The sequence below is a fragment of the Mesorhizobium sp. U510 genome (genome assembly GCF_059180695.1).
This window is the reverse complement of sequence record NZ_CP180532.1, coordinates 6,604,575-6,619,342: the sequence shown is the minus strand read 5'-3', so window position 1 is coordinate 6,619,342 and position 14,768 is coordinate 6,604,575. Positions and strand designations below refer to the sequence as shown.

Here is a 14,768-nt window from a genome sequence, read left to right as displayed (position 1 = left end):
ACGGGCGTATTAGGGGCAGAAGATACGCTTACGGGTTGCAGAAGGTGCGGGCGTTGGTTGTCCATTTGCCGAAACCGGTGGCGACCATATTGGCGATCACCCTGCAGACATAGACCTTCTGCGCCGGGTCGTTGTCGGGGCCGGCATGGTAGCGGGCGACGGCCATCGACCAGGTCTCGTGGCGGGCATGGAGACTGGCCAGGAAACGCGCTGCATAGTCGACGTTCTGGAGCGGGTCGAGCATGTCCTCGACGCTGCGGAAGTGCGAGGAATGATAGTGGTGGTTGATCTGCATGCAGCCGAGATCGATCAGCGTCTTGCCCTCGCGCTGGGCATTGGCGAAGGTGGCAAGCGCTTCGGCCCGGCTCCTGGGGAAGATCGCTTTTCCTTCTATATTCAATGCGTTAGGCTGAAGGCTGCCTTTCTTGCCCGTCTCGGTCAAGCCGACGGCATAGAGGATGCCAGCGGGCACGCCATAGCGATCAGCGGCGCGCAGGATCTCGGGCTCGCAGGGATTGGTAGCGGCGAGGGCGGCGTTGGCGAGGCTAGATAAAGATATCGCCGCCAGCGCGCTCGCGAGATGGCGAAGCGGCGCGGCCGTGGGCTTGCGCGTCATCATGATTACCCCTTGCGGACTGCTGGCCCGGTTGCTGGCCGCCGGCTCCACCGTTGCCGCCACTGGAGTTTCCGGGCTGAAAGGCGGATTGGTCGCGGCCAGGCGCGGCGGTGAGCGGGGCGGTTGCATCCGTCCGGGTCGTAGCCGGAACTGCCACCGAAGGTTGCATGATGGTGACCTTATCAACCTCGAAGCCCAGCCCGCGCAGCGACTTGACGATTGCCTCGCTGTCGCTGGAAAGCCGGCGGTAGGCGTCGTGTGTTTCGGGCTTCAATTCAATCGAGAGTTGTTCTCCCGAGAGGCGAAGATGGGCGGTGACCATGCCCAGTTCGGCCGGGTAAAGTTCGATCTTCAACACATGTGTCGGAACGGCAACAGAGCCGGCCATCTGGGTGGTCGCGGCGGCGGTCGAAAACGCCTGCTGCGGACCAACATCCGCCGCTACGGCGTTGATTACGTTGAGTGCAGCCTGGCTCATCGGCGCCTGCGGCGGAGCAGGGAAGCTGCGCTCGGAAACCACGTCGACGCGCGCCTGGGCCGAGAGCTGTTTTCCTGGCTCCGACCGCAACGAGGACTGGACGTCGGCGATGGACTTCAGCTGCGGCGCCGCCTGCTTCTGTTCGACGCCCGGCACATCGGCGGTTGTGGTCTCGGGCAGCGGGCCGGCGGCCATTGCATTGTCACGCCGTGGCGCGCCAGTGCCGGCGCTCGCGTCGCGGCCGGATTGGCCGTCGAGCTTCTTCAACGGCCCGTCCACGAGTGAGACCTGCTCGGGCTTCGGCATCGGTTCGAGGTCGTCGTGCCCGGCGGCGGATGTCGCCCGATAGGCTTTTGACAGGAGCTGCCCGTCGAGCGCCGGTTCCTGTCCGGCCTCGCTTGCGTCGGTTGACTTGGCCGATGTCGAGAAATGGCGCAGGTCATGAAATGCCATCAGCAAAGGCAGATGATCGTCGAGCGGCATTGCGCTGGCTTCGGTCGCTGGCGTTTCGGTATCGGCGTCCTTGTCCGCCTCGACGCCCTTGGCGTCCTTCACGGATTTCGCTGCCGTCGATCCGGTGGGCGTGGTCCTCGCCCTGCCGGCCGGCATTGCCTCGTCCTCGCCTGCCTGTGCCGCAAGGCCGGCGGCAAGCTTGCTCCAGCGCGGGTCGCGCGCGCGTCCCTCGGTCGTCGGCTGCTTTTCCGCCTGGCCCGCGCTGCCATGCACCATCTTGCCGAAACCAGCATCATCCTTCTTGCCGGGGGCGGCCGGCTGCTCCGCCGTGCGCGCGGCGGTAAATCCTGGCAGGGCCGGGCCGAGACTGGGGGTCATTTCGGGGCGGCTCCAAGCATCTGGTCGATCAGGTCGAGCTGTCGACGGGTTTTCATCATGGCGGCGTCGGTCGGATCGGTCGTGTCGGGACCGGCAGAAGCTGCCGGCGCCGATGCCGGCAGGACCGTCGCCGAATCGGCTGAAGGCGCCGGCGCGCTCGGTGCGGGGGCCACCGTCCCGCCGGATGGCGAGGCGGCGGGCTGTTCGGAGACGGCACCTTCGACGGGCGGCAATCCGGCCGCGTCGGTGGCCTGTGTGGCGGCGACCTCGGATTTGGGCTGCGGTGCAAGGGGTGCAGACGCCGGAGTTGCCGCCGGAAGGGAAGCAGGCGGCGCCACCACCTCACCGGCGATCGCCTGTGCGGCGTCGAGCAGGGCACGGTCACCGTCCGACAGCTTGCTGCGGTCGATCTTGCCGAGCTTGGTGCGCACATCCTCGATCGTACCGGAAGTCACCGTGGACAGGCTCGAGTAAAGCTCGGCGCGCGGATCGCCCTGATTGGTGTTGCCGTCGCGGCCCTGCTCGGCCCGCGCGGAGGCAAAGGCCGACAATTCGCTGAGGCCGTCGATCGCGGCGCGGCGGGCGATACGCAGATAGATCACCTTCTCGCGCTCGGGATCCATCATCGAGGTGATGTCGGCGAGCTTGTCCTGGCTGATCGACATGTGCAGGGTAATGACGCCGGAGACGAAGGAATCGGCGAACTGGCTGGCATAGGGTGAATAGAGATAGCGCTCGACATATTGGGTGGAGGCACGCGCGAACCGTGCTGCGTCGCCTCTCGTAACGGCGATGCCGACCGAACGCCGCAGGGCCGCTTCCTCGACCAGTGTGCCGGGGCTGAGCAGCTTGGCCTCATCGAGCAGCGTGAGCGCCATCACCGGGTCGTCCGTCGCCATCAGCGACCCTTTGACCAAGGCAAGAAAAGCGCCGAGGTCGCTGGGCAGCGTCATAGGATCGATTGGCCTCAGGACTTCGATCGCACCGGTGGGTCGGCCAACCAGATAGTTTATGACGCCCTTGGCGATTGAGAGGTCTTGGGCATCGACGGCCTTGGCACGAGAAACCGCCGCCTCGACGGTCACGGGATTGCCGCCGCTCATGCCGTAGACCAGCAGCGCGCGAAAATTCTTGGGGTCCTTGAAGTCCTCCGCATCCGCTTCGCGCAGCCGGGTATCAATCATCTCGAGCAGCTTGGCCTGCATCGGCATCGCGGCGTGATCGCCGGCGGCGATGCGGTCCTGGACCAGCTGCAGCGAGCGCACCAGCTGGTAGGGCTGCAGCGTGTCCTGGGCAAAGCCGGCCGACGGATATCCGGCTGCCAGCAGCAACAGGCCCATCAGCCGGCTGGTGACGGCCGCCCGCTTCATCCTCCGGTCGCCATCAGGATCTCGATGCGGCGGTTGGCCGCCGACAGGGGATCGGCCGGATCCTTCGGCTGGCGGTCGGCGAAGCCGGCGACCTCGGTGATGCGGCGTTCGTCGACGCCGCCGCGCACGAGCATGTAGTAGGCGGAATGCGCGCGCGCCGTCGACAGCCGCCAATTGTCGTAGCTGGCGCTGCGGAAGGGGCGCGCATCGGTGTGGCCGTTGATGCTGATCGTGCCCTTCTGGCTGTTGACGATGCGGCCGATCTTTTCCATCGCCAGCACCAGTTCGCGGCTCGGCACCGCCGATCCGACTTCGAACATGCCGAAGTCGAGCTGGTCGGTGATCGAGATCACGACGCCCTTGTCGGTGGCTTCGACCGAGACGCCGTCGTGCAGCTTGTCGCCAGGCTTGAACGCATCGGCCAGCTGTTGCTTGACGTCGGCCGCGGCCTTCACGGCAGCGGCGGTCGGCGGCTTCTCCCCGGCCTCAGGCGCGGTCGTCTCTTGCGCGGCGGCTGCACTATCCGCCTTGGCGGCAGCCACGGCCTTGCTGTCGCCCGCCTTGGCATCACCGGCATTGGCACCGCCGGCCTTGGTTTCGCCAGCCTTGGTTTCGCCAGCCTTGGCCATCGTCGCGGCGGCGTCCTTGCCATCCTCGACCAGGGGCTCGAGCGGGGCATCCTTGACGGGCGGCGCCGGCGGCACGGCCTTTACCTTGGCGACCTGCGTTTCGGCGGCCTTGTCGCCTGGCTTGAGCGGATCGCCCTCGATCTTGGGGCGTTGGGCGCTCGCCTCGGCGGCGGGTGTGGCCACCTGCTGCGACCAGAAGTCCGGCTCGAAGGGATCGCGGTAGGATGCGCCGCCCGAGGCGCCCGTCGCCGGCCCGGCGCTTTGCGCGCCGCCGTCGCCCTTCTGGCTGACATTCTGCATGACGCCGGTGTCGGTGGCGATTTCGGAGAGCACCGCATAGGGGTCGGCGAAGAGGTGATCGTCGGTTTGTTGCGGCTGTTGCTTGTCCTTCTTGGCGTCGGATGAGCCCGCGTCACCGCTGCCAGCCTGGCCGGGTTTGGCTTTCGTCTGCTGCGGTTTGTCGGCCGTCGAGCCAATGGCGCTTGGCCCGTCGCCCAGATCCTCCAGCCCCTTGCGACTCGAATTGCGGTCGACCAGCTTGACCGGGTTGAAGTAGCTGGCGACGGCCGCCTTGGTCTGTTCATTGGCGGCGTTGATGAGCCACATGACCAGGAAGAAGCACATCATGGCGGTCATGAAGTCGGCGAAGGCGATCTTCCAGACGCCGCCATGATGGGCCTCATCGTGGTCGTCATGACCCCGCCGCACGATGATGATCTCGTGCCTGCCGTGATCGGCCTCGGCGACACTCATGACAAGACCTCGGAAAGGGTTGTCGACCATTCGGCCATGCGTGTCTCGAACACGGCCTCGTCAATGGTCACGGTCAGGTCGAAACCTGGCGCCTCGACGAAGTCGAGATTTGCAGCGCGTGGTCCAAGAGATGCCTTCAGCGTTTCGAACAGCGACAGTGGCCCGCGGACGGCGATGCGCACCGCTTCGCCATCGCCGACGGCTTCGCGAACCGCGCCGGCGAGCGCTTCAAGCGAGCGCTTCTGCAGATCGTCGCTGACAATGGCGCCGATGATGCGGGCGACCGTGGCGGTGACAAGATCCGTTACGCGTGCCTCCATGGCGTCGATGCGCAGCGAGACCGCCTTGCCGATATCGCCGCCGAAGCTTTCGAGGAAAACCCTCGCTTCCTCGGCGTGCGCCTGGCGCTCCGCTTCCAGCGCCGCGTCATTGGCAGCGACAAGCCGTTCCGCCAGCGTTGCCTCCGCCTGGGCAACCGCCTCGGCGATCAGCGTGCCGATATCGGCCTGCGGTGCGGATGCTTCCGGCCTGTGCTCGGATGCGGCCTGGGGCTGGCTGACGCGCGGCGTGCGCGTACCGAAATCAGGGAGAAGATCGAAAAGGGCTGCGGAGGCCATGATTTACGCCGCGACTTCCTGGGCCGCCCATTTGCGCAGGATCTGCGCTGTGCGCTCCTCGTTAAGATCGACCATGCGGGCAAGCCGCTCCTGAGGCGCCGGCCTGATCTTCTGGCGAAGATCATCGAGTGGATTGGTGCCCGGCCGCGAGCTAGGCAAGGCGCCGATGGCGGCACCCGCATCGGCGGAAGCAGCCGCCTCGGGTGTCGGCAGCGACCGCTGGACTTCATCGAAGTTCGGGCCCGACAAAGCGGGCGCCGCTTTTGCCGTCAGCGCTGCCGCCATCGGCCGCAGACCGAAGAAGGCCACCAGGAACACCACGACGATGAAAGCGCCGGCGTTGATCAGCGTGCCGGCGTGCTGGCCGATGGAATCCAGCATTCCAGCCTGCGGGATCGCTTCGCCGTCGAGCCCGTCGATGAATTCGACCGCCGAGACGTCGATGACGTCGCCACGCTTGTCGTCGAGGCCGGTGGCCGACGTGACCATCTTCTGGATCTCGGCGACGCGCTTGGCGATCTGCTCCGGGGTCGCGTCCTTGCCCAGGATCGCCTTCAGCCGGTCCTGGTTGACGACGACGGCGATCGACATCTTGGTGACGGTGTAGCCGTTGGAGACGGTGGCAATCTTCTTGGAGTTGATCTCGTAATTGGTGATCTCTTCCTTGCGGTCGTTCGCCGAGGTCGTTTGCGGACCCTCGGTGCTGGCCGCCTGGGTCTCCGGCAGGTTCTGTTCGACGCTCGCCGGGGTCGAAGCCTGCTTCTGATTGCTGTTCTCATTGGCGCGCACCGACTGCACCGAGCGCTCGACACGCGAATTCGGATCGAAAATGGTTTCTTCCGTCTGGCGGGTGTCGGTGTTGACCTCGGCCTTGACGCTGGCGCGGAAATTGTCAGGGCCGAGATATGGCGCCAGCGCGCGGCGGATGTTGTCGCCGATCTGCGCCTCGACCGTCTGCTCGACGCCGAGTGTGCGCGCCGCACTGGTGTTGGAGGGATCATCGCCGGCGGCCAGCAGATTGCCGTTGGAATCGAGCACCGTCACCTTGTCGGCCGACAGGCCAGGCACGGCGGCGGCGACGAGATGGCGGATCGACTGGGCGCTTTTCTCTGCGTCGATGCCGGCATAGCGGATGACCACCGATGCCGAGGGCTGCTGTTCGTCGCGGCGGAAGTTGGCGCGCTCGGACATGACAATGTGGACGCGAGCCGCCTTGATGCCTGATATGGACTGGATGGTGCGGGCGATCTCGCCTTCCAGCGCACGCACGCGGGTGATCTGCTGCATGAACGAGGTCAGGCCCATCGCACCGACATTATCGAACAACTCGTAGCCGGCATTGGCGCTGGTCGGCAGACCCTTTTCGGCAAGCAGCATGCGCGCCTGCGCCGTGGTGCCGGCCGGCACCAGAACCGAGGTTCCGTCGGCGCCGACGTCGAAGCCGATGCCCGCCTCGCCCAGCACCAGGCCGATCTGGTTCACGTCGGAGCGGTCGAGCCCGACATAGAGCGTGTCGTAGGCCGGGCGGTTGAGGTAGACCGAGGCGATGCCGATGACGCCCATCACCAGAACGGCGATGCCCGCCAGCATGGCGAGGCGCTTCACACCAAAACCACGGAGATTCGAGATGATGCTCTGGATCTGTTCCGGCACGATAGAGCGACTCCCAGCATGATTGTCCGCCGGAACACTAACCCTCGAAGCTTGTGCGAAAATGAAATCGGGCCGCGCTTGCGGCGCGGCCCTTGAATTGGAGGGAGCAGTGTCTGCCAGCTACGGCCGGATCAGCCGTTCTTGAACAGCGACAGGATCGACTGCGAGGAGCTGTTGGCGATCGACAGCGACTGGATGCCGAGCTGCTGCTGCACCTGCAGGGCCTGCAGGCGGGTCGATTCCTTGTTCATGTCGGCATCGACGAGCTGGCCGACGCCGCGGTCGATGGAGTCCATCAGGCTCTGCGTGAAGGTTTTCTGCAGGTCGATGGAGCTCTTGGCGGCGCCCAGGATGGTGGCCTGGTCGGTCAGCTGGCTCATGACCTTGTCGATCTTGCCGATCATCTGGGTGATGATGTCGTCGGTCACGCCTGCTGCCGTGATGTCGAGATTGAAGGCGGAAACGTTGTCGATCCTGGGGACCACCGCGCCCGCAGCCGTCTGGCCAGCGGTGTTGGCGGCGATGTCCGTGCCACCGCCGGCGATCGCAGCCGCGTAGGCTGTGTCGTACAGGTTCTGGGCGGCCGCTGTCGCGTATACGGAAGTCTTGCGGTCGAGCGTGCCCTGGTTCTTGACGGCGGTGGAAAGACCGCTGTCGAACAGTTTCGTGCTCTCGACATTGATGTCGATCGTTCCGAGCGAGATGGCGCCGGAGGAGGAGCGATTGAAGGACGCGACGATTTTGGCGTCGGGTTGGACGCCGTCATTGGGGGCTGCGACCTGCGTCGATGTCACCGAAAGGAAATTCGAACCCGAGAAGGTGGCGGCATCGGCAAAGGACTTCATCTGCGCCTGGAGCGTGGTGATTTCCGTCTGTGTCTTTGCCTTTGCGGCATCCGTCTGGCCGACGGTGGAAAGCAGCTTGGTCTTGAGCTGGCCGATCGACGTCAGGACATTGTTCATGCCGGTGTAGGCGGTGTCGACCTTCGAGGCGCCGAGGCCGAGCGCATCCTGCACCGTCGACAGCGCCTGGTTGTCCGAACGCATCGTCGTGGCGATCGACCAGTAGGCGGCGTTGTCGGAGGCCTCGGAGACCCTGTAGCCCGTCGAGATTCGCGACTGTGTATGCTCAAGCGATTTGTTGGTGGCGTTGAGGCTTTGAAGTGCGGTCAACGCCGCAGCGTTTGTCATGATGCTCGCCAAGAAACTCGCTCCTTTTTCCCAGGCCGGTCTTTCTCAAAAAACCGGCATTGCCCTCGCGAGCCGGTGGCCCGCCCGTCGATTGCCGTCGCCCCGACCGGGCCGATTCGCCAATCCGTTGTAAGCTATGGTTAACCATGACTAACGCGTTATGGTTAACGGCCTGTTAAAGGCCCGCTTTCGAGGGTTAAGAAACGAGGGTTGTGCGGGGCTGGAGCAAACGCAAAACGGGCCGCGCTTTTGGCGCGGCCCGTTTGCCTGGTTTGGTCTGCTGCTAGAGCGATCAGCCGCGGAAGAGCGACAGGATCGACTGCGACGAGCCGTTGGCGATCGACAGCGCCTGGACGCCGAGCTGCTGCTGGACCTGCAGCGCCTGGAGGCGGGTCGATTCCTTGTTCATGTCGGCATCGACGAGCTGGCCGACACCGCGGTCGATGGAGTCCATCAGGCTCTGCGTGAAGGTCTTCTGCAGGTCGATCGAGCTCTTGGCGGCGCCGAGCTTGGTGGCGGCGGTCGTCATATCCTTGAGCGCGGCGTCGACAACGGTCATCATCTGCGAGATCTGACTGTCGCTGGCGGCCGTGGTACCAGAGAAGATGGCCAGGCTGGCGACCGAATAGGTATCGGTGGCCGCAGCCGCAGCGCCCAGCGTCGGGGCCGAAGCCGTGGCAGTCTCGGCGCCAGAGACGCCGAGACGATTGGCGTCCAGGATGCCCTTCGACGTAGCAGCGGTGCCGGCTTCATACAGCTTGATGCTTTCCACGTTGACGTCGATCGTCGAGATCGAAACCGCGCCAGCGGAGGTGCGGTTGAAAGCCGAAACGACCTTGACGTCAGCGGCGGTGGTGGCCGTCGCGCCGCTGTTCACCGACAGCATGTTGGTGCCGGAGAAGGTGGCGGAGTCGGCGTAACCCTTCAGCTGTGCCTGAAGAGCGGCAATTTCGACCTGGGTCTTTTCCTTGGCGGCGTCGGTCTGACCGTAGGACGCGGTCAGCTTCTGCTGGATCGCGTTGATGGTGGTGATCGCGCTGCTCATGCCGGTGTAGGCGGTGTCAACCTTGGAGGCGCCGAGGCCGAGCGAGTCCGAAACGGTGGACATGGCCTGGTTGTCGGAGCGCATCGTGGTCGCGATCGACCAGTAGGCGGCGTTGTCCGAAGCCTGGGAGACACGATAGCCCGTCGAGATGCGGGACTGGGTGGTGTCGAGGCTCTTTTGGGTGGCGTTAAGGCTCTGCAGCGCCGTCAATGCAGCGCTGTTCGTCATGATACTGGCCATGGCTACTCGTACCTTGTTTTTACAGGTGTTTTTTTGACATACCGGCTTTTCCGGTATGACGGAGCGGCATCATGCCAATGATCGTCGAGAGATCACCCGCCATCTGCGAGCGACTATGGCGGCGAGTTCCTACCAAAGGGCTAAATCGGACGGTTAATCGAAAATAATTCGAGAAGAAAACGACGATGTCCGGCGCACTGCCCGGTCCTGTCGGCGGACGCGGCTTCGGGCCGGGATCGTGACGTCAGGTGAAGGAGCGCACCAGGCTGCCGACGAGCAGGTTCCAGCCATCGATCAGGACGAAGAACAGGATCTTGAACGGCAGCGACACCACAGTGGGGGGCAGCATCATCATGCCCATCGCCATGGTGATGGTGGCGACGATCAGGTCGATGACCAGGAATGGCAGCACGATCAGGAAGCCGATCTCGAAGCCGCGGCGGATCTCGGAGATCATGAAGGCGGGCACCAGGATGCGCAGGTCGACCGTCTCCTTGGCAACGACCTGGCCGCGCTCGCGGGCGAGGTCGGCGAAAAGGTCGAAATCCTTGTCGCGCACATTGTGCAGCATGAAGGTGCGGAACGGATCCGAAATCTTCTCGAAGGCCTCGGTCTGGCTGATCTGGTTGTCCATCAACGGCTTGACGCCGGTGTTCCAGGCCTGATCGAAGGTCGGCGCCATAACATAGAAGGTCATGAACAGCGACAGTGAAATGAGGATCAGGTTCGCCGGCGTCGACTGCAGGCCGATGCCGGCGCGCAGGATCGAGAAGGCGATGACGAAACGGGTGAAGCTCGTCACCATGATCAGCAGCCCGGGCGCCACCGACAGCACCGTCAGCAGGCCGAACATCTGGATGATGTAGCCGACGGTGGTGCCGTCGGCCTTGCCGATGCCGCCCAGGTCCAGCTGTTGCGCCGCCGCGACGGAGGTGGCGGCGCCGATCAGCGCCGCGGCGAGAAGGAACTTCTTCATTCGAGCAGCAATGTCCTGATGAGAACCTGTTTGGCGTGCCCCTGGCTGCGGATCGAGGCACGTTCCTCGATATCGGCTTTCAGGTGCTGGTAACCGCTGGCGCCCTCGACCTGATGCATCTTCAGCGTGCGCACGAAGGCCAGAAGGTCCTGATGGATGTCCTCCGTCATCGCCGGCGGCTGCGGCGCGTCGTAGACCACGGATACTTCCATCCTGATCCAGGTGTCGGCGGGGGAGGCGATATTGGTGGTGATCGGCGCCAGCGCGACAAGCGTCAGTCCCGTGCCAGGCTGTTGCGCGGCAGCGGGTTCGGCGATCTTGCCCTCATTTTCAGGTGCAGCTGGCACCGATGATGGTGCGCCGGCACCCTTGAGATAGCCGCCGGACATCCAGCCCATGCCGATGGCTGCGACCGTCACCACCAGCAGCATGGCGCCCTGAACCACAAGGGATGGACCCTTGCGAGGCTGGAGTTGTTCGACATTGGCCACGGCGCTTTGTTCTCCAATCCCTAGAACGGAAGAACCTGGTCGAGAACCTGCTGGCCATAGGCCGGCTGCTGGATCTCGGTGATGCGGCCGCGCCCACCATAAGAAATGCGCGCCTCGGCGATGCGTTCGTAGGGGATCGTGTTCTCGGCGCCGATATCGGCCGGCCGCACAATGCCGGCGATGGTCAGCACCCTGAGCTCGGCGTTGACGCGCACTTCCTGCGACCCCGTGATCATCAGATTGCCGTTCGGCAAGACATCGGTGACGATCGCCGCGACATTGAGTTCAAGCGTTTCCGATCGCTTGATTTCGCCATCGGCCGTCGTGTCCGTGGCGGAGTTGAGCGTGCCAGCACCCTTGCCGGCGGTGCTCCACTTATCCCATTGCGCGCTGAGGTCGAAGCCGAGCTTGCGGTTGGCGGTGCGGCTTCTGTCGTTCTGGTTCTTGAAATTGGCGCGGTCGTTGATCTTGATCTTGACGGTCAGGATGTCGCCCTGCGAGAGCGCCCGGGGATCGGTGAAGAGGCGGCTCTGGCGATCGTCCCACAGCGAGAACTTCTTCACCGGTGCCCGAGGTGGCTCGGGGTATTTATACAGGGAAGACGTGTTGCCGCCGTCAATGCCCGAGCCGACCGGCGACAGTGACGGTTCCTTGCCGACTTCCCTGAGGTTGGTGCCGCAGCCGGACAACACTGCTACCGCGCACAGGATGAGCGTTCTGCGGATCATGACGGATCTACCCTTCGGGCTGCGCTGGCCATGATGCCGGTGAGCGTCGCCGCCGCCTTCTGGTCCATTTCGTTGAGAATGACGCCGGCCTTGCGTGAATCGAGCTTCATCAGGATAGCCGCGGCCAGGTCGGCGTTGACAATCGCCAGGCGTTCGGCCGCCGCATCGGGCTTCATGCCCGCATAGATCTTGACGACGCCGTCCTCGGCCCGGGCCAGGAACACTTCACGCCGCTTCAGCCAGGTCTCGTATTCGGCTTTCTTGGCGTCCAGCGCCTTCATGCGCTCGTCGATGCCGGCCTGCAGCTGCTTCAATTCCTCGGCCTGCAAGGCATAGCGGCGGTCGCGGGCGGCGTCGGCGATGTTGGAGCAGAAGCGCTCGATCTCGCTCTGGTCGGGCGCCTTCTCCCGCGCCAGTTGCTGCGGCGCCACCGCGGGCTGCGCTCCGGGCAGTACCTGGCGAACGACATCCTCGCCATGCGCGCCGCCACTGGCAACGGCCATGGCCGCGAGAGTCGCGGCCGCGAACAGGATTGCGCGGGAGGAGCGTCTGTCGCGGGATGGGAGGGAGGGGATCATCGGCATCGCCTATTGAAGAACCAGATCGGCTTGCAGGGCGCCGGCCGACTTGATGCCTTGCAGGATGGCAATGATGCCGTCCGGCTTGACGCCGAGGCGGTTGAGGCCGGAAACGAGGGTTTGCAGGTCGGGTCCATCGAGCACCGCGACGCGGGCATCGGGCCGGCTGGCGTCGATGGCGGTGAACGGCTCGACAGCGGTTTCGCCCTTGGAGAAGGGTTCGGGCTGCACGACGCGCGGCGCTTCGGTGATGCGCACTGTCAGCGTGCCGTGGCTGATGGCGACGCGCGAGATCTTGACGTCGTTGCCAATGACGATGGTGCCGGTGCGCTCGTCGATGACGACGCGGGCCGGGGTATCGGATTCGACCACGAGGTTTTCGATCTCGGCATAGAAGCGCGCGGCCGAAACGCCCTTTGGCCTTCTGATCTGCACGGTGCGGGAATCGCGCTCACCCGCGACGCGCATGCCGAAGCGCTGGCTGGTATAGTCGTTGATCGCGTCGGCGATGCGGATGGCGGTCGAGAAATCGGGATTGCGCAATTGCAGCGTCAGCGTCGACTGGTCGTCGAATTCGGCCTTCACCGAACGCTCGACGATGGCGCCGTTCGGCACCCGGCCGGCGGTCGGCACGCCTTGCGTCAATTGTTCGGCCTGGCCCTGGGCGGTGAAGCCCGAAACGATGACCGCGCCCTGGCCAACGGCGTAGATCTCGCCATCCGCCGCCTTCAGGGGCGTCATGATCAGCGTGCCGCCGGCCAGCGAGGTGGCGTCACCCATCGATGAGACGTCGATGTCGATGCGGGCGCCCGATTGCACATAGGGGGGCATGTTGGCGGTGACGATGACGGCGGCGACGTTCTTGGCGCGCGCGCTGCCGCCTTCGGTGGCGATGCCGAGATTTTCCAGCATGGCGCGGATCGACTGCTCGGTGAACGGCGAATTGCGCAGGCTGTCGCCCGAGCCGGCGAGGCCGATGACCAGGCCGTAGCCGACCAGCTGGTTGTCGCGCGAACTCTGCAACTGGGCGATGTCCTTGATGCGCGAGGCGACCTGGCCGGGCGGCAGCGAGCTTGGCCCGGGCGAAACGCGGAACATGCGGGTAGTGGTCGCCGGATCATATTCCGGATCGTCGTAGACGCCGCCGTTCTTGGCGGCGAGTTCGCGCTTGGCCTTGGGCGTCAGGCCGTCGGCCAGCGCCGGCTGCAGGCCTAGCGTGGCAGCGAGCAGAAGGGCAAACGGGCGCATCATGAAGCGCTGACCTGGATGGTTCCGTCGGCCATCACCGTGCCGGAGAGGATCTTGCCGCTATCGCTGTTGCGAACCTTGATGAGGTCGCCGGCCGAACCTGGTTGCAAGGTTACCGCGGTGGCCGATATCGTCAGTCCGCCGGCGATGAAGAAGACCTGCACGGCAGCACCCTGTTCGACCAGCCAGGCCTCGCGGATGGCGGCGGTCGGGATGTAGCGACCGGGCAGCAGCGTGCGCTTGGCGATCTTGCCTTGAAGCTCCTCGGCGCGGGTCGCCATCGCATCGGGCTTGTGCTTGCCGGGGATGAGGGTCACCTGTTTCAGGGCGGCGAGTTCGATGGTCTCGCCGGGGTAGATGACGCGGCTGGGGATCAGCACGACCTCGCCGGCAGGCTGATTGCTGGCGATCTGCGTTGCCGATTGATTTGTCGATTCCTGGGCGAACGCCGGCAAGCCGCCGGCCACCAGCGCAAGGACCAGCGCGGTGCGGCGGAATGCGGAGCAGGAGATCGGCATGGCCATCATCGCTACCTGATGTTCTTGGAGACGACCGAGGCCATGTCGTCGGCGGCCTGGATCACCTTGGAATTCATCTCATAGGCGCGCTGCGCCGAGATCAGCTCGGTGATTTCCTTGACCGGGTCGACGTTGGAGGCCTCGAGATAGCCCTGCTGGATGGTGGCGAAGCCGGGATCGCCGGGCACGCCGGCATTGGCCGGGCCGGAGGCCGTCGTTTCCTGGAACAGATTGTCGCCGAGCGGCGCGAGGCCCGCCTCGTTGGCGAAGTTGACGATCTGGAGCTGGCCGAGATTCTGCAGGTCGGTCTGGCCGTCGATGCGGGCAAAGACCTGACCGGTCTTGTTGACGATCACCTCGACCGCATCGGTCGGCACGGTGATGGCCGGAATGACATTGGCGCCATCCACCGTCACCAGCTGGCCGGTGGCGTTGGTGTTGAAGGCGCCGGCGCGGGTGTAGAGCGTGCCGCCATCGGCGCCCTCGATCTGGAACCAGCCCCTGCCGGTCAGCGCCATGTCGAAACTGTTGCCGGTGCTGGTCAGTTCGCCCTGGGTGTGCACGTTGCGCACGGCCGTCGTCTTGACGCCGAGACCGATCGAAACGCCTTCCGGCACCAGCGAGGCGTTGGAGCGATTGGGTACGCCTTGCGTGCGGTCGACCTGGTAGAGCAGGTCGGAGAATTCGGCGCGCGCCCGCTTGTAGCCGGTGGTGTTGATGTTGGCGATGTTGTTGGCGATGACTTCCAGATTTGTCTGCTGGGCATTCATGCCGGTGGCGGCGATGGAAAGTGCTTTCATGACCTGC

The 14,768-nt window shown here is 64.8% G+C and carries 15 protein-coding genes; all 15 read right to left on the bottom strand.

The features are described 5' to 3' along the window. Positions 1–28 precede the first annotated feature (28 nt). The gene (locus tag ACLGL5_RS34110; protein ID WP_069093526.1) at positions 29–616 is read right to left on the bottom strand and encodes a transglycosylase SLT domain-containing protein; all 588 of its coding nucleotides are present in this window, start codon (positions 614–616) and stop codon (positions 29–31) included. Then, positions 546–1,925 carry a flagellar hook-length control protein FliK gene (fliK, locus tag ACLGL5_RS34105; RefSeq protein WP_069093052.1) on the bottom strand — a complete coding sequence of 460 codons (1,380 nt, stop codon included), beginning with the start codon at positions 1,923–1,925 and terminating at the stop codon, positions 546–548. The genes ACLGL5_RS34110 and fliK overlap by 71 nt, the downstream gene beginning before the upstream one ends. Further along, positions 1,922–3,295: a MotC family chemotaxis protein gene (locus ACLGL5_RS34100; protein WP_069093051.1), complete on the bottom strand. Its 1,374-nt coding sequence runs from the start codon at positions 3,293–3,295 to the stop codon at positions 1,922–1,924. The genes fliK and ACLGL5_RS34100 overlap by 4 nt, the downstream gene beginning before the upstream one ends. Then, positions 3,292–4,677 carry a MotB family protein gene (locus ACLGL5_RS34095; protein WP_069093050.1) on the bottom strand — a complete coding sequence of 462 codons (1,386 nt, stop codon included), beginning with the start codon at positions 4,675–4,677 and terminating at the stop codon, positions 3,292–3,294. Before ACLGL5_RS34095 ends, ACLGL5_RS34100 begins: the two co-directional genes overlap by 4 nt. Next, complete coding sequence (locus ACLGL5_RS34090; RefSeq protein WP_019860962.1) at positions 4,674–5,294, bottom strand: hypothetical protein; 621 nt, start codon at positions 5,292–5,294, stop codon at positions 4,674–4,676. The genes ACLGL5_RS34095 and ACLGL5_RS34090 overlap by 4 nt, the downstream gene beginning before the upstream one ends. Before the next feature lie 3 nt (positions 5,295–5,297). After that, positions 5,298–6,947, bottom strand: coding sequence for a flagellar basal-body MS-ring/collar protein FliF (fliF, locus tag ACLGL5_RS34085; RefSeq protein ID WP_019860961.1), 1,650 nt, complete (start codon positions 6,945–6,947; stop codon positions 5,298–5,300). A gap of 131 nt (positions 6,948–7,078) precedes the next feature. After that, on the bottom strand, positions 7,079–8,149 hold the full coding sequence (locus ACLGL5_RS34080; RefSeq protein ID WP_019860960.1) for a flagellin N-terminal helical domain-containing protein: 1,071 nt from the start codon (positions 8,147–8,149) through the stop codon (positions 7,079–7,081). Positions 8,150–8,429: 280 nt separating this feature from the next. Then, positions 8,430–9,422 carry a flagellin N-terminal helical domain-containing protein gene (locus ACLGL5_RS34075; protein WP_019860958.1) on the bottom strand — a complete coding sequence of 331 codons (993 nt, stop codon included), beginning with the start codon at positions 9,420–9,422 and terminating at the stop codon, positions 8,430–8,432. Positions 9,423–9,666: 244 nt separating this feature from the next. Next, on the bottom strand, positions 9,667–10,398 hold the full coding sequence (gene fliP, locus ACLGL5_RS34070) for a flagellar type III secretion system pore protein FliP (RefSeq protein WP_019860957.1): 732 nt from the start codon (positions 10,396–10,398) through the stop codon (positions 9,667–9,669). After that, positions 10,395–10,889: a flagellar basal body-associated FliL family protein gene (locus ACLGL5_RS34065; RefSeq protein WP_064980728.1), complete on the bottom strand. Its 495-nt coding sequence runs from the start codon at positions 10,887–10,889 to the stop codon at positions 10,395–10,397. The genes fliP and ACLGL5_RS34065 overlap by 4 nt, the downstream gene beginning before the upstream one ends. A 20-nt stretch (positions 10,890–10,909) precedes the next feature. Then, on the bottom strand, positions 10,910–11,617 hold the full coding sequence (gene flgH, locus ACLGL5_RS34060; RefSeq protein WP_038649312.1) for a flagellar basal body L-ring protein FlgH: 708 nt from the start codon (positions 11,615–11,617) through the stop codon (positions 10,910–10,912). Then, positions 11,614–12,201, bottom strand: coding sequence for a MotE family protein (locus ACLGL5_RS34055; protein ID WP_019860953.1), 588 nt, complete (start codon positions 12,199–12,201; stop codon positions 11,614–11,616). The genes flgH and ACLGL5_RS34055 overlap by 4 nt, the downstream gene beginning before the upstream one ends. A 3-nt stretch (positions 12,202–12,204) precedes the next feature. After that, entirely contained in the window at positions 12,205–13,446 is a 1,242-nt protein-coding gene (locus ACLGL5_RS34050; protein WP_019860952.1) for a flagellar basal body P-ring protein FlgI, read from the bottom strand. Beyond that, positions 13,443–13,967, bottom strand: a complete 525-nt coding sequence (flgA, locus tag ACLGL5_RS34045) for a flagellar basal body P-ring formation chaperone FlgA (protein ID WP_171903312.1) — start codon at positions 13,965–13,967, stop codon at positions 13,443–13,445. The genes ACLGL5_RS34050 and flgA overlap by 4 nt, the downstream gene beginning before the upstream one ends. Before the next feature lie 5 nt (positions 13,968–13,972). Further along, positions 13,973–14,761: a flagellar basal-body rod protein FlgG gene (flgG, locus tag ACLGL5_RS34040; RefSeq protein ID WP_019860950.1), complete on the bottom strand. Its 789-nt coding sequence runs from the start codon at positions 14,759–14,761 to the stop codon at positions 13,973–13,975. Positions 14,762–14,768 lie beyond the last annotated feature (7 nt).